The 22,464-nt window shown below is 67.5% G+C and carries 19 protein-coding genes; 15 read left to right on the top strand and 4 right to left on the bottom strand.

The features are described from left to right. The coding region (locus tag ACLQ2T_RS27410) for a non-reducing end alpha-L-arabinofuranosidase family hydrolase (protein WP_425769241.1) at window positions 1-707 on the bottom strand (707 nt) is incomplete at its 3' end. A 246-nt stretch (window positions 708-953) separates the two neighbouring features. Here ACLQ2T_RS27410 and ACLQ2T_RS27405 point away from each other — a divergent pair. Further along, window positions 954-2,672 carry a cellulose binding domain-containing protein gene (locus ACLQ2T_RS27405; protein WP_425769244.1) on the top strand — a complete coding sequence of 573 codons (1,719 nt, stop codon included), beginning with the start codon at window positions 954-956 and terminating at the stop codon, window positions 2,670-2,672. Window positions 2,673-2,788: 116 nt separating this feature from the next. Here ACLQ2T_RS27405 and ACLQ2T_RS27400 read toward each other — a convergent pair whose 3' ends face one another. Both ACLQ2T_RS27400 and ACLQ2T_RS27395 read right to left on the bottom strand, forming a co-directional pair. Continuing rightward, a complete protein-coding gene (locus ACLQ2T_RS27400) occupies window positions 2,789-4,087 on the bottom strand; it encodes an NYN domain-containing protein (RefSeq protein ID WP_425769240.1) in 1,299 nt (432 codons plus the stop codon). Window positions 4,088-4,201: 114 nt separating this feature from the next. Beyond that, window positions 4,202-6,349: an APC family permease gene (locus ACLQ2T_RS27395; RefSeq protein WP_425769239.1), complete on the bottom strand. Its 2,148-nt coding sequence runs from the start codon at window positions 6,347-6,349 to the stop codon at window positions 4,202-4,204. 130 nt (window positions 6,350-6,479) lie between these two features. Here ACLQ2T_RS27395 and ACLQ2T_RS27390 point away from each other — a divergent pair, with 130 nt between their 5' ends. Beyond that, window positions 6,480-7,037: a DUF6624 domain-containing protein gene (locus ACLQ2T_RS27390; protein WP_425769238.1), complete on the top strand. Its 558-nt coding sequence runs from the start codon at window positions 6,480-6,482 to the stop codon at window positions 7,035-7,037. 75 nt (window positions 7,038-7,112) lie between these two features. Here ACLQ2T_RS27390 and ACLQ2T_RS27385 read toward each other — a convergent pair whose 3' ends face one another. Then, entirely contained in the window at window positions 7,113-7,985 is an 873-nt protein-coding gene (locus tag ACLQ2T_RS27385; RefSeq protein WP_425769237.1) for an LLM class F420-dependent oxidoreductase, read from the bottom strand. Window positions 7,986-8,264: 279 nt separating this feature from the next. Between ACLQ2T_RS27385 and ACLQ2T_RS27380 the strand changes: the two genes are divergently transcribed. From ACLQ2T_RS27380 to ACLQ2T_RS27320, 13 genes are read left to right on the top strand one after another with little or no spacing between them, the layout of a single operon-like run. Next, on the top strand, window positions 8,265-10,967 hold the full coding sequence (locus ACLQ2T_RS27380) for a PEP/pyruvate-binding domain-containing protein (protein WP_425769236.1): 2,703 nt from the start codon (window positions 8,265-8,267) through the stop codon (window positions 10,965-10,967). After that, window positions 10,964-11,863: a hypothetical protein gene (locus tag ACLQ2T_RS27375; RefSeq protein WP_425769235.1), complete on the top strand. Its 900-nt coding sequence runs from the start codon at window positions 10,964-10,966 to the stop codon at window positions 11,861-11,863. Before ACLQ2T_RS27380 ends, ACLQ2T_RS27375 begins: the two co-directional genes overlap by 4 nt. Next, complete coding sequence (locus ACLQ2T_RS27370) at window positions 11,860-12,486, top strand: hypothetical protein (protein ID WP_425769234.1); 627 nt, start codon at window positions 11,860-11,862, stop codon at window positions 12,484-12,486. Before ACLQ2T_RS27375 ends, ACLQ2T_RS27370 begins: the two co-directional genes overlap by 4 nt. Beyond that, the gene (locus ACLQ2T_RS27365) at window positions 12,480-13,142 is read left to right on the top strand and encodes a DUF6182 family protein (protein ID WP_425769233.1); all 663 of its coding nucleotides are present in this window, start codon (window positions 12,480-12,482) and stop codon (window positions 13,140-13,142) included. The genes ACLQ2T_RS27370 and ACLQ2T_RS27365 overlap by 7 nt, the downstream gene beginning before the upstream one ends. A gap of 46 nt (window positions 13,143-13,188) precedes the next feature. Next, window positions 13,189-14,052: an HIT family protein gene (locus ACLQ2T_RS27360; protein ID WP_425769232.1), complete on the top strand. Its 864-nt coding sequence runs from the start codon at window positions 13,189-13,191 to the stop codon at window positions 14,050-14,052. Then, on the top strand, window positions 14,049-15,206 hold the full coding sequence (locus ACLQ2T_RS27355) for a hypothetical protein (RefSeq protein WP_425769231.1): 1,158 nt from the start codon (window positions 14,049-14,051) through the stop codon (window positions 15,204-15,206). Before ACLQ2T_RS27360 ends, ACLQ2T_RS27355 begins: the two co-directional genes overlap by 4 nt. Window positions 15,207-15,220: 14 nt before the next feature. Further along, window positions 15,221-16,249, top strand: coding sequence for an AfsA-related hotdog domain-containing protein (locus ACLQ2T_RS27350; RefSeq protein WP_425769230.1), 1,029 nt, complete (start codon window positions 15,221-15,223; stop codon window positions 16,247-16,249). Then, on the top strand, window positions 16,228-17,253 hold the full coding sequence (locus ACLQ2T_RS27345) for a beta-ketoacyl-ACP synthase III (protein ID WP_425769229.1): 1,026 nt from the start codon (window positions 16,228-16,230) through the stop codon (window positions 17,251-17,253). The genes ACLQ2T_RS27350 and ACLQ2T_RS27345 overlap by 22 nt, the downstream gene beginning before the upstream one ends. A 10-nt stretch (window positions 17,254-17,263) precedes the next feature. Then, window positions 17,264-17,503, top strand: a complete 240-nt coding sequence (locus ACLQ2T_RS27340; RefSeq protein WP_425769228.1) for an acyl carrier protein — start codon at window positions 17,264-17,266, stop codon at window positions 17,501-17,503. Continuing rightward, on the top strand, window positions 17,503-18,738 hold the full coding sequence (locus ACLQ2T_RS27335; RefSeq protein WP_425769227.1) for a beta-ketoacyl-[acyl-carrier-protein] synthase family protein: 1,236 nt from the start codon (window positions 17,503-17,505) through the stop codon (window positions 18,736-18,738). The genes ACLQ2T_RS27340 and ACLQ2T_RS27335 overlap by 1 nt, the downstream gene beginning before the upstream one ends. Window positions 18,739-18,757: 19 nt before the next feature. Next, the gene (locus tag ACLQ2T_RS27330) at window positions 18,758-19,465 is read left to right on the top strand and encodes a hypothetical protein (protein ID WP_425769226.1); all 708 of its coding nucleotides are present in this window, start codon (window positions 18,758-18,760) and stop codon (window positions 19,463-19,465) included. Between the two features lie 31 nt (window positions 19,466-19,496). After that, a complete protein-coding gene (locus ACLQ2T_RS27325; protein WP_425769225.1) occupies window positions 19,497-21,344 on the top strand; it encodes a PEP-utilizing enzyme in 1,848 nt (615 codons plus the stop codon). Continuing rightward, a complete protein-coding gene (locus ACLQ2T_RS27320) occupies window positions 21,341-22,384 on the top strand; it encodes a PEP/pyruvate-binding domain-containing protein (protein WP_425769224.1) in 1,044 nt (347 codons plus the stop codon). The genes ACLQ2T_RS27325 and ACLQ2T_RS27320 overlap by 4 nt, the downstream gene beginning before the upstream one ends. Window positions 22,385-22,464 lie beyond the last annotated feature (80 nt).

The raw sequence follows: 22,464 nt of genomic DNA, 5'->3' as shown, positions 1-22,464 counted from the left end.
CCCATCTGGTTCCAGTTCGAGAACAGACCGAAGTTCATCGAACCCCACGTCGTACCCGTGTCATGGGTGGTGGCGTACACCAGGTGCTGACCGTTGTACGGGGCGTGGGTGAAGTCCTTCAACGACACCCAACCCGCCCGAGGCTGCGCCAACGCGCCGGTCGAGGACCACCGGTACGACGACGGCAGGTTGCAGGTGCCGGTCGGCGGCGGAGTCGTCGGGGGCGGGGTGGTGGGCGGTGGGGTGGTGGGCGGCGGGGTGGTGCCGGGTGGCGGGGTGGTGGGGGCGGTGCCGCCGGTGCAGGTCACCCCGTTGAGGGCGAAGCTGGTCGGCACCGGGTTGCTACCGCTCCACGACCCGTTGAAGCCGAACGAGGTGGTGCCGTTGGTCGGGATACTGCCGTTGTAGCTGACATTGCGGGCGGTGACCGCCGTACCGCTCTGGGCCAGCTCGGTGTTCCAGAACTGGGTGACCCGCTGCCCGGCACCGAAGGACCAGGTCAGGGTCCAACTGGTAACCGGGTCACCCAGGTTCGTGATGGTGACGTTGGCACCGAAGCCGTCCTGCCACTGTGACGGCACCTCGTACCTCACCGAGCAGCCGGCAGCCGCCGCACTGGCCGGCATCGCCACGATGGCCACCGACGAGGCCAGCAACGCCACCCCGGCCGATGCCAGCAACACATTCGTTCGCCTGAATCTGGACATACCGCAACCTCCCGCCCGGCAAGACCACCTAGTATCGCCGGTCATCAATGTTAGGTTAACGTTAACAGCTGCGTCCGGTACATTACGGGAGCGCTCCCATCTCATCAAGGATGGTCGATGAAAGTGGACGCTGGCCGGGACAAGATCGGCGGTTTCACCGCCCACCGGGGAGCGCGGACAGGGCCGACGCAGCGCCGCGCCGGTCGCACCGAAGGTGAACGTTCACTCTCGAAGGGCACGGCAGCGATGAGAGACGTCAAGAGAAGGTTCAGAGTCAACGCCGCTCGGGTGACCACGGGTGCCGTACTGCTGGCCTCGGCCGGGGTCGCCGTGGCACTGCCGGCCGGGGCGGCAGCCGCCGGCTGCTCGGTCAACTACGCGGTGTCGTCGGAATGGCAGGGCGGTTTCGGCGCCAACGTCAGCATCACCAATCTCGGTGATCCGGTCACCAGTTGGACCCTGACCTGGAACTACAGCGCCGGGCAGCGGGTCACGGAGGCCTGGAACACCACCTTGAGCCAGAGCGGCGCGACCGTCACCGCCCGCAATGTCAGCTACAACGGCAGCATCCCGACCAACGGCACCACCTCGTTCGGCTTCAACGGATCATGGTCGGGCAGCAACCCCGCCCCCACCAGCTTCGCCCTCAACGGGGTGACCTGCACCGGCGGCACCACCCCGACCACTCCCCCGCCGACCACCGCTCCCCCACCGCCGACCTCCCCGCCTCCGACCGGCCCGGCGGACATCACGGTCAACAGCAACACCCGCTACCAGACGGTCGACGGATTCGGTGCGGCCACCCCTATCTGGGGCGGCACCTGGTCGACCTCGGACACCCAGACCCTGGTCGGGCTCGGCCCCAACCAGCTGGGGCTGTCCATCGTGCGTACCGGCATCTCGCCGGTCTCCGGTGAGTGGTCGACCCAGGTCAACGCCCTGCGTACGGCGAAGTCCTCCGGATCTGGCGTGAAGATCCTCGCCTCGCCGTGGACCGCACCGGCGGAGTGGAAGACGAACAACAGCCGGGTCAACGGCGGCAAGCTGCGCACCGACCGCTACGCCGACTACGCCAACCACCTCAACAGCTACGTCCAGTACATGCGCAACCAGGGCGTGACCATCGATGTCACCTCGGTGCAGAACGAGCCGGACTGGCACCCGGACTACGACTCGATGGACTGGAGCGGCACGGAGCTGCGCAACTTCGTCCGTGATCACGGCACCCGGGTGCAGAACACCAGGCTGATGGTCGCCGAGGCGGTGAACCTGAACTACACCTACACCGATCCGACCCTCAACGACACCACCGCCCGCAACAACATCGGCTACATCGGCGGCCACCTGTACGGCACCGAGGCCTCCGGTCGGCTGCGCTCGTACCCCCTGGCCGACCAGCACAACAAGCCGGTGTGGATGACCGAGTGGAACCTGCACGCGGCCGACGGCAACGGCTCCAACATCTGGGGCAACCCCGCCAACCAGGCGGTCTGGAACGAGACCCTGGACGACATCATGCGTACGGTGCACCGGTCGATGGAGGCGAACTGGACCGCCTACGTCTGGTGGTACGGCAAGCGGTACTACTCCTTCATCGGTGACGGCGAGGCCGCCTTCGGCACCACCGCGGGAGCACCCCTCAAGCGCGGGTACGCCTTCTCGCAGTACGCCAAGTACGTCCGTCCCGGCTACCAGCGGGTCGCCCTGACCAAGAGCACCAAGGCCAATCCGCTGGAGGTGACCGCCTACACCGGAGGCGGCAAGACCACCCTGGTGATCCTCAACCGCTCGACCAGCGCGGTCAACAACGCCGTCATCCAGGTGCCGCAGAGCGTCACCCGGGCCGAGCACTACCTGACCTCGCAGAACGCCAACGCGGCCAGCCAGTCCGTCGGCGTCAACGGCGGCCAGGTGAGCGTCAACGTCGGCGCACGCAGCATCTCCACGGTCGTCCTCATCCACTGAGCGAGCTATCCGCCTCGCCGGGCGTGTGGGTGTTGCTGCACCCGCACGCCCGGCAGCCTCCGGCCGGCCATGCTCGTTCGGGCACCGTCGACCGGGATCAGAACGGCGTTCGACGGTCAGCCAGCGGGTTCGTCTCCCGATTCGGGTACCGCCTCCAGCCAGGCGCGAACCACCGTGATCTCGTCTTCGGAGAACGTGATCTCCGCGGCTTCAGCGCGGCTGAGCAGGTTGTCGACGAAAGCCGCCCCGATCTCCGCGGCGGTCGGTGGCGGTTGACGGTGCAACGGACATCCGCCGAAGGACGTGCCTCGTACGACGAACGCGACCGCGTTGCGGCTGACCGGCAGCCCCTGATCCCGAAGGTGGTCGCGGGACCAGCTTGTGCACTGGGTCAGGTTGAACCGGTGGGAACGGGCGTAGTCGGCGAGCGTCTGGTAGATCGACGGCCACCACGCGGTGGGCAACGGCGGTAGATCGAGTTGATCGGCCAGGCGCTCGACGGGGTCGGGAAGCGTAGCTCGTTGCGTCGCGGCCGTAGCCGGGTCCGGTGCGCGATGACGGCTCTCGTCCCAGAACAGGTGTTGCGACGTCCGCAGGTTGGGCAGTTGCAGGCTGGCCAGGGCCCGATTGAAACTGCCGAAGCCGAACCAGTTGGTGTCGCTCACCGAAGGACCGAGCTGGGTCCGTAGCCGGGCAGCGAGCGACGCCATGTTGAGCGGCTCGGCCGCCGTGCCGTACTCCCTGGTCACGGTCGACCGGAACGCCTCATACGCCTTGCTCTGGCCAAGGGCGACGGCGTCGACATCGATCAGACGCGCATCGAGCTCGGTGTCCACCTCGCTGCTGGTCTCGTCATCGAGATCAACCGACTCGCCCTGGACCAGCGCCAGCATCTGTTGGCTGTCGAGCACCTGGTCGGCGATCGCGGTGAAGGCCTCGGCCGCGTCGGCCGGTGACACGATCATGGTTCGCCGGTCGGAGCGTCGCAGGCGTTGCAGCAGCGGCGTCATGTCGGAATCGCCGGACGCGATGACGAACTCGTCGTACCGGGTGTCAGCTGACAGGGCGTCGACGGCGTCGACGACGATTCTGATGTCGGCCGCGTTCTTCGTCGCGCTGTAACGCGGACAGTCGATCACCTCGAAGCCGGCTCGGACGAACCAGGGCCGGAACTTCGAGAAGTACAGACGTGTCGGTTCGCCAACCGAGTCCGTGTGATGCACCCATCCGGCCGGGTTGAGGTAGCAGCGCAGCAGCAACCATCGGCGCTCATTCGCCGTGGCCGTCGTCGACAACCGTCGTAACCACACTCTGGGTTCACTGGCGAACTGGACCGCCATCTCCGGATCCAGCTTGTAGAGCCCGCCGAAGACGTTGTCGAAGTCGAGGTAGAGCGCCGCTCGGACATAACTCACGAGCGCAACCTACCAACGCTGCACGTCGTGGACGCAATCCGCCGTAGGTGGAGCAGGTTCACCCGACCTGAAACCACGGCGTCTCGCAACTGCCCGTCGGACGAGCTGTGGCGCTCAGCGGGTCAGGTGGGTGGGGAGGCTGGTCACCACGATGCCCGGGTGGCGGCGCAGGGCCCGTCGTAGTCGCTGTTCGGTGCGGTAGTGCAGCACCCGCTGCCAGGGATGGTCGACCACCACCTCCGGTACGACCACGGTGAGGGTCAGGTCCGGGTGGTGCAGACGCAGCGCGCTGGCGTACTCCGCCAGGGGTTGGATGATCACGCGGTGCGGCGACAGGATGATCTCCAGCGGGATGTGGTCGCCCCAGGTGTCCCACTGGACGCGGAACCGTTCGGCCTCCGTGCCCTCGGGGCTGACGTGCAGCGCCAGCGCCGGTTGGCCGAGCGAGCCGACGTAGGCGAGGGTGCGCAGCGCCGCCTGGTTGAGGCGGGCTACCGGGACGAGGAACAGATGCCGTACCTGCTGCGGGAGGACGGCGGGTGGCGCGTCCTCGGCCGGGTCCACCGAGGGCGGGTGGTCGGGGTGCAGGCCCAGGGCCTGCTGGACGTGGTCGTAGTGGCGGCGTACCCGGCGGAACAGATAGATCAACAGGGGTACGGCGAGCACCACCGCCCAGGCGCCCTCGGCGAACTTCGTGACCGCGGCGGTCACCAGGACGACCGCCGAGAGGGTGGCACCGAAGCCGTTGATGGCCGCGCGCCGCCGCCAGCCGGGGTCGCGGTGGTGTCGCCAGTGGTTGACCATGCCGGTCTGGGAGAGGGTGAAGGCGAGGAAGACCCCGACCGCGTAGAGCGGGATCAGGGAGTGCGTGTTGCCGCCGAAGGCCACCAGGATCGCCGCGGCGGCGACCGCGAGGGCGATCAGTCCGTTGCTCAGGGCCAGCCGGTCACCCAGGTGCAGGAAGCGGCGGGGCACATACCCGTCGCGGGCCATGAAGTACAGCAGCCGGGGCAGGTCGTTGAAGGCGGTGTTCGCCGCCAGCAGCAGCACCAGGGCGGTGGCGGCCTGGATGATCGCGTACCACGGGCCGGTGGGGAAGGTCAGCCGGGCCAACTGCGACAGCAGGGTCTGGTCGGCACGCGGCACCAGACCGTTGAGGTGGAACAGCAGGGTCAGCCCGGCGAACAGCACGATCAGGATGCTGACCATCCAGGTCAGCACGGTGCGGGCGTTGCGCCACGCGGTGGGACGGAACACCGGCACCGCGTTGGAGACCGCCTCGATGCCGGTCATCGAGGTCGCGCCGGAGGCAAAGGCCCGCAGCACGACCAGCAGACCGAGCCCTTCCACCGCAGGTGTCGGCGGCGGGGCCACGGCGGTGAATCCGCCGGTCGCGGCCCGGACGAACCCGGCGGCGATCAGCCCGAGCACGGCGACGAGGAAGAAGTACGTCGGCACGGCGAAGGCGTTGCCGGCGACCCGGATGCCGCGCAGGTTGCCGATCAGCAGCACACCGATGACCGCCAGCGCCAGCGGCACCCGGTACGCGGCCAGGGCGGGCAGCGCCGAGGTGATCGCGGCTACCCCGGCGGACACCGAGACCGACACGGTGAGCACGTAGTCGAGGACCAGCCCGGCCGCGGCGGCCAGACCGGCGCGCGGCCCCAGGCTGTCGCTGGCCACCAGGTACGACCCGGCGCCGTGCGGATAGGCCCGGACGGTCTGCCGGTACGAGGTGCCGACGGCGAGCATCAGCACCACCAGGGCCGCCGCAATCGGCAACGACAGCCCGAGGGCACCGCTGCCGGCCAGCACCAGCACGGCCAGCATCGCCTCCGGCCCGTACGCCACCGAGGAGAGCAGGTCGGAGGCGAGCACCGGCAGCGCGATGACCTTCGACATCTTCTCCCGCAGGATCGAGGCACTGGTCAGCGGCGAGCCGAGCAGGAACCGACGCAGTCCGCCGAGGACCCGCCCTTCGGCGGTGTCCGGCCGTTCCGCGATCGGGGTGGCGGTCAGCTGACCGGGCGAGTCCGGCAGGAACAGCATGGCGGCCGGGTGTGCGCCGCCCGGTGCCGAGGAGCGGACCTCTCCCGCCTGAGGGTCCACCGGCAGGGCCCGTACGGTGTCACCGACCTGCCATCGCCCGCCCAGCCGGCGCAGCAGGCCGAGGTCGGCCGGGGACAGCGGCGGCAGGTCGGCGGAGGGGCTGAAGGTCGGCGACCCCTCGTTCTCCTCCGGGTCGTGCCCCGACCTGCCCACCCTGCCTCCGCCTCCCGTCGGTGGTGCCGGCGGCACCGCAGACCGGGCCGGCCATGTCAGGATGGTGGATGTGAGGCACGTAGCTGTCGACATCGCGGAAAAACTGTCCCGCTTCTCGCAGCCACCTACGATGCCTCCCTGCTCTGACCGCGGCCTGCCGGCCGACATCGCCGCCGAACTGGTCGAGCGGATGGACCGGGACCAGCGGGCACGGTCCCCGGGGTCCCTGGACGAGCCCGACGCCGACCTCTGGGCCTGCGATGTCGACACTGACAACACCGCGTGGCTGGCGAAGGTCATCGACCGGTACGGCTGGCCTCGGCGCAGCGAGGTCGGGCCCGAGGCGGCCACCGCCGCCTGGCTGCTGGCCCAACACGCCGACCACGACCCGGCCTTTCAGCGCCGCTGCCTGGCCCTGCTCGATGAGGCGGTACGCGACGGGGAGGCCAAACCGGCCCACCTGGCCTACCTGACCGACCGGGTGCTGCGGGCCGAGGGCAGACCCCAGAAGTACGGCACCCAGCTCTGGCTCGGCCCCGACGGGGAGGGTCCCCTGCAACCCCAGCCGATCGAGGACCCGGAGCAGGTGGACGAACGCCGCCACAGCGTCGGACTCGACCCCCTGGCCGAGTACGCCGACCGCCTGCGCCAGCGGGAGTCCGAGCAGTCGGCACGGACGGCGTGGTGACGGCCCCGGTGGACGGGTACGTCCGCTCGCGCTGCCGGCCGCGATGGCTCGTCCAGATCCCCTGCCGCGTGGCCCCTACGCCCCGAGCGCGGCGGCAGCAGGCAGAACCTCTCGGCCGAGCAGCTTCAGCCGTTCGGTCCGCCAGACCTCGGGCCACCAGGCGTGAGCCTCGGCGAAGCCCAGCCGCGCAAAGCCCTCCAGTTGCGCGATGAGCGCGTCGATGTGCTCGCCATGCTCCCCCGGATCCAACTGCACCAGCACTGTCTTCTCGATATCGTCATAGTCACGACCTTCCGCGGCGCAGTGCCGGCGCAGCACATCGAGCTTGTGTTCCAGATCAGTCCCGGCGAACAGATTGCAGGCCTGGGCGTACCGAGCGACGAGCCGCAGGGTCTTGCGTTCGCCGCCGCCGCCGATGAGGATCGGCGGACGACGCAGCGGTTGCGGCACGTTCAACGTCCGGCCCAGCTGATAGTGCTGCCCCTCGTAAGGGGCCTCCGACTCGCTCCACATCTGCAGGCAGATCTGTAGCGTCTCCTCGAGCCGCTCGAAACGCTCCGCCGTGCCCGGGAAGGGCAATCCAAGCCCGGCTGCCTCATCGCCGTTCCAAGCGGCGCCGAGGCCAAGCCAGGCCCGGCCCTTCGACAGTACGTCCAAGGTGCTCACCAATTTGGCGAGCATGCCCGGATGCCGATAAGTCACCGCCGTCACCCATGCCACGAGCTCCACCCGTGACGTACGGGCAGCGATGAAGCCGAGCGTGGTATATGCCTCCAGCATGTCGTGTTCGGCCGGACCGACCGCCGGGATCTGCCATAGGTGGTCCATCACGCTGATCCTGGCGAAACCCGCCTCTTCGGCGGCGACCACCACCCGGGTCAGATCGTCCGCCAACTGCGGAGACCCGCCAGGATAAGTGAAGTCCGCGATGTGCAGGCCAACCTTCACGAGGCCTCCTTCTGTCCCATTGGTCACGTCACGTCCGACGATACGGGTGGCACCTTCGCGTTTAGCAAGCAACCAAATCCGTTCCGTTAGCGGGGCACGTCAGGCAGGGGACCGTCCACTGACGACAGCACTTTGAAAGAAGAATAATCCGTGCGGTCCTGTGAAGCTAGGTCCCGTCGCGCTCGTAATTTTCTCACCCGAAAAGCATCTACCTGCATATTGGCGGATGCTGGCGTTCGATACCACGGCAACCGCACCATATACCCGGGGGGAAGTGCTTTGTCTGATTATGACAAGGTCTGGTTCGTAGAGGAAGTCTCCGCGCTCTCGGAGCCCACCCTGTGTGGGCACAAGTTCGCCCGGCAGGCGTCGATGGCCCGAGCAGGGTTTACCGTGCCGCGCTTCGGATGCGTGCCGGCCACAGCGTTTGACCAGGTGGTAGGCCCTCTGGTCGGCACCACAACCGACACCGACCTGGACGACATGGACCGCGCGCGAGCATTGCGCCTTGAGGTCAAGAATGCGGGTGTGCCGGCGCAACTGCGTCGCCTCCTTGAGGAACGGTTCAACGCCATCGCCGGCCCCGACGGTCTCGTTGCGGTACGTGCCTGCGTCGTGCCAATCGGTAATGGCGACAGCGCTGAAGAACAACTCGGCGAGGACTCGGCCGCGGATCCGTTCGCGGGCCTCAGCGACAGTTTCTTGTATGTTCGCCGCGACGAGGTCGCCGACCGGGTCGCCGATTGCTGGGCGTCAGCGTTCAACCCGGAGGCCGTTCTGTACCGCACGCACCGAGGGATGGATCCGTTCGCGGCCCGCGTCGCGGTCGGCGTTCAGCGAATGGTGCTCGGCGTGCGCTCGTTCGTCGCTTTCACGCGGGATCCCCGCGACGGCGCAGACCGCTGCGTGATCGCTGCCGCTTACGGCATAGGTGAGGGCGTGGTGCAGGAGAAGGCCGACGTCGACCACTTCTTCGTCGACCGCCATTCCAGCCGAATCGAGGCGCACGTCGAACCCAAGACGAGGGCCCTCGGCCTCAACCCGGATCGACCGCAGGACGGAATTGTAGCCATTCCGATCGATTCCGCGCGAGCCGAAGGGCCGGTACTGGAGGACGCCGAGCTGCGTAGCCTGACCGCCCTGGCGATGCGGATCGAAGAACATTTCGGCGCGCCTCAGGACATCGAGGGCACATTCACCGCCGACAACGAGGTCCACATCGTTCAGGCGCGGCCGATCGCTGCGCCAGCGACGGCGGAGCCGCGCCAAGCCGGACCGATGAACCTCTGGGACAACAACAACGCCACGGAAAGCTTCCCCGGGGTCAGCTGCGCGCTCACCTATTCGATGGGTCGGGAGCTTATCCAGGTCGGGTTCACCGATCTGTACCGCCGCATGGGCGTTCCGGCCGATGAAATCCGGCGCAACGGACATCGACTACGTCGGATGATCGGTTACCTGGACGGACACATCTACTACGCCATCGACAACTGGTACGAGTTGCACGGCATGATGCGCTGCTTCCGCCCGCTCTTCCCGACCTGGGAAGAGGCGATCGGCCTGTCTCACCGGCGCCCCGACCGCAAGCAGCTCAACACGCTTGTCAGACTGCTGAGTCTGGCCGAGATCGCCGGTCGTACGGCAGCGCATCCGCGCCGGGTCGCCGGCTTTCTAGGCTGGTGGCACCGACGCCACAACGGCCTCAAAGTGACCGAGATGTCCCCTTCTGAGGCCGTCGCCGCCTATCGCTCGCTGTGGCTTGAAGTGAGCGAGCGCTGGGGCATCACGCTCATCAACGGTCTGTTCCTGTTCGCCGCGACATGGGCGGTCAGCAGCGCCATCGATCGTTGGCTGCCGACCGCCGACCGAAGCGTCCTCAACGGCATGCTCAGTGGTGGAAAGGTCAACCAGTCGGCGCTCGCCGTGCATTCGGCCGTTGAGCTCGCCACCCGCGCCGCCACGCAACCCGCGCTCCGCGAGGAGTTGCTCTCGGCCGAGGATGTGGAAGACCTCTGGCGGCGACTCATCGCGGGCAGCCACGGCACCGAGTTCGCGTCGGCGCTACAGGAACACGTGGACCGCTACGGCGACAGAGGCATTCAGGACAACAAGCTCGAAGCGATCACGCCCCGCCAGGCGCCGTGGACCGTGTTGCACAGCATCCGGGCGTACCTGCGCCAAGGGCAGAGTGTGGACGAGATTGTGGCTACCGGCGAGCGGATCCGCGCCGAGGCATGGCAGCAGCTCCGCCAGCAGTGCCGCAACCCGGTCAAACGGATGGTGCTGCGGGTCCTGTTCGACGTCCAGCGGATGTGTCTCCGGGTCCGTGAGGACACCCGGTTCTGCCGCAGCCAACTGATCGGCGACCTGCGCGCCATACTGTTCCGGCTGGGCGAGCACCTGACCGCAGCAGGCCGCCTGGACCACCCTCGTGACGTGCTCGACCTCACCGTCGACGAGGTTCTAGGCGCATACGACGGCACCACGCCGAGCGCCGACCTTCGAGGCCTGGCGGCAGTCCGGGCGGCGGAACGGATCCGCTGGATCGAAGCCGATCTGAAACTGCCGCCACGGCTGGAGACTGCGGCGGACCAGCCCTTGACGCTCGCCCTGGCAGAAGTCCCCACACACCACCACGACAGCGACGGATCCGGGTTGCTGACTGGCCTGGCTTCCAGCGCCGGCACCGTGCGTGGCCGGGCAATGGTCGTTATTGAACCAACCGTCACGGCTGACGACACCCGGGACCGGATCCTGGTGGCCCGGGAGACCGACCCCGGTTGGCTCTTCCTCATGATGTCGGCCAAGGCCCTGGTCGTGGAGCGCGGCACGATGCTGTCACACACCGCGGTCACCGGGAGACTGCTGGGCATCCCGACCGTCGTCGCGGTACCCGGCGCCACCACCACGATCCGCGACGGCGATCTCGTCGAGGTGGACGGGACCCGCGGCACGGTGCGGATCCTCGACGGTGCGTCATGATTCGCCGCTGGGCGCGGTACATCAAGGTCGCCTATCGTCCCTCCGTACAGATCCCATACACGGTGTCGTGGGCTCTCGGACTGACCGCCCTGTTCGCGTGCGTCACCGGCGCCGTGGGCCGCTGGTACCCCGACCCGCAGCTGGTCGTCACCGCGATCACGCTCGTCGCCACCATGCTGCTGATCCGCGCTCAAGACGACATTCGGGACGCCGATTATGACCGGCGTGTCAATCCCGACCGGCCGCTGCCCAGTGGTCTCGTTCGCGAACGCGACCTGGTCGCGCTCGTTGCCTGCGGAAGCGCCGTGCTGGTGCTGATCAATGCCGGTCGAGGCGCCGCACTGGTGATTCTGATAGTCCAGATGGTCTACACCGGTGTCGTCGTCGCGCTGGAACGTCTCGCCGGTTGGCCCCGCCGCGACAAGCTGCTTCAGCAGTTGATGGTGAACCTTCCCATCCTGTCCATGCTCAGTCTGTACGTCTACGCAGGCTTCCTGCGTGCCGAGCAACTGCAACCGGACATCGGCGGATTGGTCATCATCGTGGCCGTCACTGTCAGCGCGCTGTGCACGGAGCTTGGCCGGAAGGCGACTCGTGCCCCGCGGCTGGACGAACGCAGCTACGTCACTGTGCTGGGGCCTTCGGGCACCTCTCTAGCCGCACTCGGTGCGGCAGTCCTGGCCACCGCAATCGTCATAGTCGTTCTCGCACCGTGGCGAGCCGGCGGCGGGTGGGGCTGGCTGGTACTGGCTCCGTTGATCCTGCCGGCAGCCGCTGTGGTGCGCTTCGCCGCCGGCTCAGTGCGCTGGCCGGTAGCCCCGACGGTCGCCTACATCCCGGCCATGTACACCAGTTTCCTCGCGGCGGGTTGGCTGACGAAAGGAGCAATCGGATGACCCCCTTCTGGACGCTGCTGGGGCCGGACTATTCGGGCAAGTCAACGATTCTGGCCCGCCTGCGCGACGAGCACGACTGGCAGGTCGTCTCACACGATGACCGCTTTCTCGACCGGTACCCCCTGGTGGCCAAGCTGCGCGAGTCCTGGGTGGACGAGGCGTTGGGCAACGCCGGAACCCGATACACCCACGAGCTCGTGCTGTCGGTGATGCACTCGGTGATCCTCCATCAGCGCGACGAACTGCGCCGGCAGACCGGGCCAGGCCCGGTGATCATCGACTCGTACTTCTACAAGGTGCTGGCCGCCTGCACGCTCCTCGGCGTTACGCACGAGCCGACCTTCGCGTACTGGCGGACGTTTCCTCAGCCGAAAGGCGTCATCTACCTGGACGTGCCGCCGGACGTCACCTGGCAGCGCTCCGGGCGAGGCACGGACGTCACCGCGTTCGAACACTACGGCCCCACCGTCTCACAGCGCGGTTTCGAGCGGCTGCAACGCGACCTTCGCACCCGGATGCTCAGCGAAGTTCGCGACGCTCCCGTCACGGTCGTCGACGCCACGGCGGGGCGCGACACGGTACTGGCGAAGGTCATCGCTGCCGTGGGCGGAAACCAATGCTGACGAAGTCATCGCCGCTGGACCAACGCGTTCTCGCCGACATTCTCACCGAGCGTGTCGCGCTGCTCGGCGGCGCCACCGTGGACAGCACGCCGGTGGCGGACACCAGGGTGCTGGTACTGATCTCGTCCCTGTCGCCGTCCGACGTCGCCGACGGAGCCCGCCGGTTCGCCGCCCTCCTCCAGCCCGAGGAGGCGGCGGCGTGGCAGCGGTCATGGACCCGCACCCACTTTCTGTTCGGCAACCACGTCAATGTGCGATCCGGTGGTCTCCGCCTGGTCTCGCCGGGGGGGACGGCGGCATGGTTGGGCCCCTTCGCTGACGATCACCGACCCGGCATCAGTCGCCTACTCAAGCCGGTCACCGGCAGACTCCCCGAGCTGCCTACAGAGGTTGACGTGCCCGGCACCGGCAAGCCCCGCGCCTTATGGATCAACGTGGAACAGCTGTCCCTTGCGGACTACCTGGTCCATCTGCACCACACCATCGCCGAGGCCGTTCTGTTCGGAAGGATGCGCCCGGACGAAAGTCTGCGGCTGCACCATACGACGGAGTTCGACGTGGCCTTCGGCAGCGGCCTTCCCGCGTACGCGAGGGTTCTGCCGGAGCCGAGCGACACCGGCCGTCTACGCCTTCACACCTGGCTGTCCCGTGCATGAGGATCCTGCCCTCAGCCGACCGAACCGACGAACCGGAGACCAGGCCATGGACGTCACCAACTTCACCGAGCCGGACTTGGCTCGACTGTCCCTGTCGACCCGACTGCGCGACATCTCCGAAATCTGCCGCATAGCGGTGGCTGCGGACGAGGGCGAGCACGGCGACGCCGAGCGGCTGTGGGCATTGCTCGCTGCCGAAGTGCCCCTCGTCCAGGAGGCGATCGTTCATCAGGTACGCGCCAGAGGAGGCAGTTGGGCCGATGTCGCCCGCACCGCGGCGATCAGCGAAGAAGAGGCCAGAGAGCGCTGGGAGAAAGTCGAGCTGCAACGCGTCGATGACCCCGTCAGCCAGGCGAAGGCACTGGATGACTGGTACATACGGCACGCGCAACTCGAACCGCTCGCCCAGGTGCGGGACCCGTTCAGCCGGCTTCTCAGCGCCCACAGCCCGATCGAGCACGAGTGCCTGATCTGCGTGAAGTACAAGGGCGGCACCTTGCCCGCCTACGGCGGATACACCACCCCACCGGGCGGGTATCTCGTCGAGGACGGCATCTTCCGGGTCGGGCACGGCCCCACACCGTACTGGCCGACCGGCACGCTGCTCATCGAGTCGTACCGCCACTTCCTCGACTTCGCCGAGATGAACGCCGAGGAAGTCGCCGCCATCGGTCCGCTGATCGCCTCCTTGATCGGCCCGCTCAAGGAGGCGACCGGAGCCAGCCGGATCCATGTCTTCGCCTGCATGGAAGGGGCGGAGCACTTCCACACCTGGCTCGTGCCACGGGTCGGCGAAGCCCCGAGCGGACGCGCCTTCATCGCCAACCCGGGCTACTGCACGGTTCCCGAGGCCGAAGCCGCGATGGCCAGGCTGCGTACGGCGTTAGCTCGGCGCGAGGCGGCCAGATGACGGCCGCCGTCGACCGCAGTCACCGAAGTCAGGTCCTCGTGGTGCCCGTCACGGCCAGCCCGACCAAGCCGCTGACGCCGTCACACCTCAAGCTTCTGCTCTCTGTCGACGTGCTGCTTCGCGCAACAGCGACCTTCGCGGATGTGACCCACGTGTACCACCCGCTCGCGCACGCCGGCAGCCGCCAGATCGCGGGCTTCTGGGAGTATCTCGATCGCCGGCACCCCGGCCTGCCGTTCGGCACCTACACCGAGGAGCAGATCGGCGACCTCTACGGTGAGTTCCACCGGGACGAACGCGTACCGTACGCAGCCCTGGCACCGATCGTACGGCGGGCGGCCGACGGTTGGATCCACCCGGTAAGTGCACGGCTTCTGAATCTGTGGGAAGGCCACTATCGACTGCTCGGAATGACCGATCCGAGCTTCGGTCGCAGCGGACCGGCGCTCATGCCCACCGCTGAACTCATCGAACTGCTCACGCGCCTGAAGCTGTGCATCGACGGACGACCCTTCGGTGCGCCTGTCTATCTCGACGCCACCGCCCAGGGCCTGCCCCTGCGGCCCTTGATCGGCGCCGATGGTCACGCCAACTACCTGGTGTCGACACTGCGCGAGATCCTGCCGCAGGTAGCGGATCACGATCATGTAGTTCTCGCACACGACGTCGAGGTACGCGCCGACTATCGATCGATCGCCTACGTCCTGTCCGTCATGGGGATCGGTGTCTCGCGTCTGGAGTTCCCGCGCGTTCCGCTGTCGAACGTCGCCCGTGCCACTCGGTACGGCGACTGGCATGGCTACACGCTCGGCGCGCTGGCCCCGCCGCTCGTCGCCGACCTGGGCGCCGACGCGTTCGCCCTCGGCCTGCGCCTGTACCTGATTGCCGGTCTCGGTCGCACACGACCGGCATCGTTCACGTCTTCGCACCTGCGCCGGTGGGTTCATCGAGCGCGCCGGCTTCTCGACGAGCACGTCGCCGGCTCCGCCGCCCCCGTACCTCCGCTGAGGGCCTTGGCGGGGCGGAACCCGTACGTGGACCCCTACCGCTTCACCACGACACTGCTGAGCCGCGATCGAGCAGCACCGACAGGTGACCTACTTCAGGTGATGCTCGGACAGGCCGCTCGGCTTCCAGAGCCCAGCTGGACCTGAGGAAGTGACCCACGATGTCGACTAAACATCACAGTCCGAACAAGCCGTCCTCCTGGTCCGGGCAGCAGACAACCAGGTTGGACCATGCGCTCATCCATCGCCACCACGCCGACGAAGCGTTCCTTGCCGACCTGGCACGGACCGGCCCCGACACCTTCACCGCCGTAGCGGTACTGCCATCGGCTCATCCACACTACGGCGGGCACACCGGGCCGAGCCGCACCATGGATCCGCTCCTGCTCCTCGAATGTGCCAGGCAGGCGGAGACCTACGCCGCCCACACCCTGTTCGGTGTAGAACCCGACGCGCACTTCGTGCTGCGTAGCTGGTCCACTGAATTCTCGCCCAGTCCACCCGGTGTGCGGGATTGCCCGACCGAACTGCGGTTGACCGCACAGACCCGCAACCCGAGGACCCTGGGTGCTCGGCTCGGCAGGCTGGAGTACGACTTCGAGCTCTGGGCGGCCGGTAGCCGGGTCGGCCGGGTCCTGATGGACGTCGGGTATGTCAGCGCCGCCGCCTACACCGTGTTGCGCAGCCGACGCCGCCGGGGCGGTGCGCCGCCGTCCTCGGACACCTTCGTCGCTTTGGACGGTCGGCCGGCGGACCCGTCCACGGTAGGTCGGACCCGGCCCACCGACGTCGTTCTGCTCGACGTGGACTCGAGGGGGAGCCTGTCCACCGCGAGACTACGCGTACCGACTGAGAACCAGAGCATGTTCGACCACGCCCAGGACCACGTCCCGGCGATGGTGTTGATGGAGGCAGCGCGCCAGTTCGCCGCGCTCGTCGTCGCTGAGGCGGGTGGCCCCGCACCGAGCCGCACGAGGCTGGTGGCCATCGAGGCGACATTCGATGCGTACGCCGAACTCGACGATCCGGTGGACCTCACCGCCGCAGCCCCGGTCGGCTCTGCGGCGGGCTGGTCCGTCGACGTGCATTTCCAGCAGACGGGCGCACAGATCGCACAAGCGCGAATCGTGATGGCGGTTCCAGAGCAGACCCAGGAGAAGGAGACGTCGTGGGCCGGGCCGCAGTTCTAGCCGGTGTCGGCGCATGCGTGCCGGCAAGGGTGGTCCCCAATCACGAGTTGGCCACCTCGTGGGATGTGGAGCCCGCATGGATCCAAACCCGCACCGGAATCGAGCAACGCCACATCGTGGCGCCCGGCGAGGCGACCAGCGACCTCGCCGTCGAGGCCGGCCGACGGGCGTTGGTCTGTGCTGGCACCACGGAGGCTGCTGCCGTCGTCGTCGCCACCAACACCCCTGACCGGCTGAGTCCGGCCGTCGCCCCCGACATCGCGGCCCGCCTCGGACTCGGCGCAGTGGCAGCCTTCGACGTCGGAGCAGTCTGCTCGGGATTCGTCTACGCCCTCGCCACGGGGGCCGGCCTGATCGCCGCGGGAACCGCCAGCAGTGTGCTCGTGATCGGTGCGGACACCTTCTCGACCGTACTGGACCCACAGGATCTCAAAACTCGGGCAGTGTTCGGAGACGGTGCCGGCGCAGTGGTGTTGAGGGCCGGCCACCATGATGAGGCGGGCGCACTGGCGGGAATGCGGCTCGGAAGCGACGGCGGCCGCAGCACGCTCATCGAGATCCCGGGCGGCGGCTCCCGGCAACGCTCCACGAGCCAGCCGGTCAAGGTAGAGGACATCTACCTCCGTATGGAGGGCCGTGCGGTTTTCGGGCAGGCCGTACTACGACTGTCGCAGTCGGTCCGACACAGTGCAACCGACGTCGGCTGGACCATCGACGAGGTCGACCGGTGGGTGCTGCACCAGGGAAACGCCCGCATCCTCGCCGCTGTCGCTCAACATCTGCGGGTGCCACTGGAGCGGTTCATCACAAACATCGCCCGGGTCGGCAACACCGTCGCTGCTTCTGTCCCGCTCGCACTGGCCGACGGCTTGGCGGCGGGAGATCTACGGGCTGGACACCGGGTGGTACTTGCCGGCTTCGGTGGCGGCCTGACCTGGGGTTCGGTCGCACTCGTCTGGCCGGATCTACCGAACGGCGCCTCCGCTGGCAGCACCGACACCTGAGGAAGTGATGATGCAAGCAATCGAGGAGCGAGTCAGCAAGGTTCTGCTGGACATCTTTAAGGTGTCGCCGCAGGCGCTGCGGCACGACACGACGCTTTCCGAACTCAACTTCGACTCGCTCGTCATCGTCGAGCTGGTCCTGATCCTGAGCAATGAGTTCGGAGTACCGCTCGAGGACAGCGACTTGCACGACAGGATGACCGTCGCCGACATCGCCAAGGTACTTGACGCCAAGGACGCGGTGTCCTGATGGCTACCGATCAGCAGGCGTTCGGCGCCGCGATCACCGGCCTCGGCCTGGTCACACCGGCAGGCGTCGGCATCGAGGCGAACCGTGACCGGGTCTGGTCCGGCGTTTCCTGCACCGCGCATGACGACATGCTGGCCGAATGCTCAGTGAACCTGAGCTGCCGGGTGCCAGGATTCGACCCCGAGGCCATGCTCGGCGGTTTCCAGGCTCGGCAGTTGGAGCGATTCGTTCAACTGGCGATTGTGGCCGCGCGACAGGCGGTGGCTGACGCCGGGTGGGACACCCGCACGTGGGACGGCGCGCGGGTCGGAATCGTTCTCGGCAACTCCCTCGGCGGGATACAGTCGCTGCTGACCGGGCATGCGTCGATGTTGCGGGGAGGGCCGCGACAGGTCTCACCGCTCATGCTGCCGATGTACCTGGTGAACATGGTCGCCGGGCAGGTCGCCATCGATGTCCGGGCGACCGGGCCGACCCAGGTCACCGCGACCGCGTGCGCCTCCGGCGCCACCGCGATCGGGGTAGCCCGGGAAATGTTACGCCGGCGCGAGTGCGACGTGGTTCTCGCCGGTGGCACGGAGGCCGCGCTCACCCCGTTGGCGGTGACCGGCTTCGACCGGATGGGGGCCTTGTCGCGGCGTTCTTCGGATCCTGCGGGCGCCTCTCGGCCATTCGATGCCGACCGTGACGGATTCGTCCCCGCCGAGGGCGCCGGGGTGCTGGTCATGGAACGGCTCGAAGATGCCGGCGCCCGTCGGACTCCCGTCCGTGCCGTGGTACGCGGCTACGGTGCTACCACCGATGCGCACCACCCGACCGCCCCCGCGCCCGGCGGCGAGGGCATCGAGCGTGCGCTCCGGACGGCTCTCCGTGACGCGGGGATCGACGGCTCCGATGTGGACCATGTCAATGCACACGGCACGTCCACGCCACTCGGCGACGTCGTAGAAGGGCGGATGCTGGCCCGGGTACTTGGCCGCCGTCCGCTGGTCACCTCGACCAAAGGCGTCATCGGGCACACCCTCGCTGCGGCGGGGGCGATAGAGGCGGCCTACACCGCGCTGGCCGTCGAGCACAAAAGCGTCCCACCGACCGCAAACCTATGCCGTCTCGCCCCGGAACTCGACATTGACGTCGTACACGGCGCTCCCCGTACCGCCTCGGTCGACGTGGCAGTGAGCACCTCGATGGGGTTCGGCGGGCACAACGCAGCACTCGTCCTGACAGCCGCATGACGTTCCTCAGGGAGCAACGATGAACACCTTGCAGCACATCAAACTGATCGCCGTCGACACCGACGGGGTCATTCTCAACGACACCTACAGCCCGGTCATCGAACGGTTCGTGACCAAGCATGGCGGGGAGTACACCGCCGCAGTCGAGCGAGCCGTGTGGGGATCGCCCCAGTTGGCCGCCGGCCAGAACATGGCGCTGGCGTGCCGGCTGCCGTGGTCGGCCAAGGACACCATCGCGGCGTTCTTCCAGGAGCGCGATGAGTACCTCAAGGAGAATCCGCCCGCGCTGATGGAGGGCGCCGTGAGCCTACTTACCACGCTGGGCGCAACCGGTGCACGCATCACCAGCTACGGCGGCCGTACTCGCGACTACACCTTCGACAAGTTACTGGCCCCGGTGGCCGAATATTTCGACAGCGAAATCCCGTACGTCGACGTCAACGATTTCCGGCCGGGTGTCAAAGAGATTGTTCGGGACATCTTCGGTTACCGGTTCGACGAGGTGCTCTTCATCGACGACATCAACCGGGTAGCCGAGGTGGCGAAGGCACTCGGAGCAGGCTTCGTCGGAGTGCCCGCGAGCATGCCGCACAACTTCCAGCGCGCGGAAATGGCCCAGACCGGGGTGCGGTATGCGGTCGATGACATCCGGCAGATCGACTTGACGCTGCTGGAGAAGGTCGACAGCGAACTCGCCGCCGGCACCCTCTGGCAAGGCCGTGACTGACCGGGGAACAGATAAACACAGGAGGTCTGTCATGGCGAGTCCGCGACGCTTCGCTTCGTTCCACGAGATCGCGCCCCCGCCCGGCGGTGAGGACTGGGCGAGCATGTACCCCTACTACCTGGTGCCACATCCGGAGACCCACACCGAGGAAGAGGCCCGGTTGTGGTTCGCCGACACCATGCACTGGTCCCGCGGGGCCTACCCGCTGGGCAGCGTCATCGCCGAGGCGGCGTACCTCGGTGCCGGTCAGAACAGCACACGTATCTTCGCCCTTCCGGCGGCACTCGGACTCGACCTGCGTATTCAGCACGGGTACGTGTACATATCTCCCGTGCCGGTCACCGATCCGGATGAGATCGCGCGCAGGACCGAACACTTCCACGCGAGAGCCGGGTACTACTACGAGAACTGGGAGGGGCTCTATGCGCGGTGGAAGGACAAGGTCGCCGCAGTGGTCGACGACATGCGGTCCATCCAGTTCCCGCCCCTGCCCGAACTGGAGCCGATGGAGGTCGTGACCGAGGCACGGGGCCGCTCCACCGCCTGGGACATCATCGCTGGCTACCGGCGCCTCGTCGACGACCTCTTCCTGGTCTGGCAGTACCACTTCGAGTTTCTCAACCTCGGCTACGGCGGCTACATAGCCTTCTTCCAGTTCTGTCGAGAGGCGTTCCCAGAGATCACGGAGCAGGCGATCTCCCGGATGGTCGCCGGGATCGACGTTCTCGCGTTCCGGCCTGACGAGGAACTGCGCAGGCTCGCGCTGCTTGCGCGCGAGCTCGGCGTCGGCAACGTCATCGTCGGCAGCGAGCCGGAGAAGTCCTTCGAGGCCCTTGCCGAGTCGGAGCCCGGCCGCAGGTGGCTGAACGCCTACGACGAGGCGAAGAACCCCTGGTTCAACTACTTCGCCGAGTACGGCTTCACCCACGACCAGGACACCTGGTTGAGCAATCCGGCCATTCCACTGACAGGCATCGCTCGCTACATCACCATGCTGGACGCGGGCGAAGACATCCATCGGCCGGTTGCCCGGCTGCGGGCGGAACGCGACAAGATCGTGTCGGAGTACCGCGCGCTGCTCACCGACGCCGAAGCGACGCAGTTCGACGAACTGCTGAGCCTCGCGCGCAGGGTGTTCCCGTACATCGAGGAACATAACATCTACGTGGAACACTGGTCGCACGCGGTGTTCTGGCAAAAGCTGTGGGAACTCGGTGATTTCCTCCTCGCGACCGGCTTCGCGAAAAACCGAGACGACCTGTTCTACCTCAATCGGTTTGAGCTGGAGGCCGTTCTCCACGACATCGTGCAGTCCTGGGCAATCGGTGTACCGCACCGCGGCGCCGGTCGATGGGCAGCCGAGATCGAACGACGCCGCGGCATCGTCGCCGCGCTGCGCGAGGCTACGCCGTTACCAGCCTACGGAGCCGCGCCGGACAAGATCACCGATCCGATCGCGATCATGAACTACGGCATCACCACCGAGCGGGTCACGGCCTGGCTGGGCCAGGGCGACGACGATGAAGCGGACAGCCTCACCGGCATCGGTGGGTCGCCCGGAATCGTCGAAGGGCCGGTACGACTGCTGCGTTCCGAGCGGGACCTTGGTGATCTGCGTCCCGGCGAAGTCCTGGTTTGCCCGATCACCGCACCGTCGTGGGGTCCGGCGTTCTCGGTGGCCAACGGCGTGATCACCGACGTCGGCGGCATGATGAGCCACGCGGCGATCGTCTGCCGCGAGTACGGGCTTCCGGCAGTCGTGGGCACAGGCTTCGCCACTGCTCGGCTGCGAACCGGAGACCAGGTCCGGCTCGACGGAGCCACCGGTGAGGTGACCGTGCTCCGATCCGCCGTGAAAGCCGGGGAATCGACAGCATGAGCATCACGTACGTTCGTACGCTGGACGAGCCTGGCTGCAGCGACCCTCGTGAGTTCGGCGGCAAGGCCGCCGGCCTGGCGAGACTCGCTGCGGCCGGGCTGCCGGTCGCCCCGGGCTTCGCCGTCGCAACCTCGGCCTGTCGCGCCTTCCTCGATGCGACCGGGCTGCGTTCAGCCCTCGACCCAGCGAGCCCAGAGCGGGCGGCCGACCTTCTCGCCGCCGCTGCCGTGCCCGACGATGTCGCCGAGGCGATCAGGCAGCGGTACGCGCGGTTGTGTGCCGACACCGGTGCCGACGACGTCGAGGTCGCCGTCCGGTCGAGTTCCACCGTGGAGGACTCTGCCACCGCGAGCTTCGCCGGCGAGTTCTCCACCTGGCTGGACGTCTCTGGCGCCGATGACGTCGTCGATCACGTACGCCGTTGCTGGGCCGGGCTGTTCACGGCCCGCGCCGGCGCCTACGCCCGGGCCCGCGGTGTCGACCTCGACGGCATGGAAATGGCCGTCGTGGTGCAGAAGACCGTACGAGCCCGCGCCGCCGGAGTGATGTTCACGGTCAGTCCGGTCACCGGCGACCGGTCCAGGATCGTGATCGAGGCGAGCTGGGGTCTCGGCATCGCTGTCGTCGGTGGCGAGGTGACTCCGGACCGTTGGATCGTCGACAAGGTCTCGCTGGAGATCGTCGAGCGGCGCCCTGGCGACAAGCGCGTGGAATATCTGCGCGGGAGCACCCCGATCGTGGTGCCGGCCGATCGGCGGGCCATACCCTGCCTGGACGACGAAATGGTACTCACGCTGGCCCGCCTCGGTAAACGGATCGAACGCGAACAGGGTCATCCACAGGACATCGAGTTCGCTGTCGATGGCGACGGTCCTGTCCTGCTACAAATGCGCGCCGAAACCGTCTGGTCCAGACGTGTCCACGTCCCGCGCTTCGCCGCCGGTGCGAGCCTCACGAATTGGATCGTTGGTGCGGCGACCGCCGACGGTGCCTCGCGCTCACTCGCGCCCGTCGGCCATCAGCACGACAAAGTGAATTAGCCGTCTCCCCGACTGGTGGCGTCCACGACGTGGACGACGGAATCCCGAGAAATTCATTGCGTATCGACAGAACGTGACCG

Origin of the sequence: Micromonospora sp. DT229 (assembly GCF_049844505.1) — a bacterium.
Classification (GTDB): Bacteria; Actinomycetota; Actinomycetes; order Mycobacteriales; family Micromonosporaceae; genus Micromonospora.
This window is presented reverse-complemented; position numbering and strand designations above follow the sequence as displayed.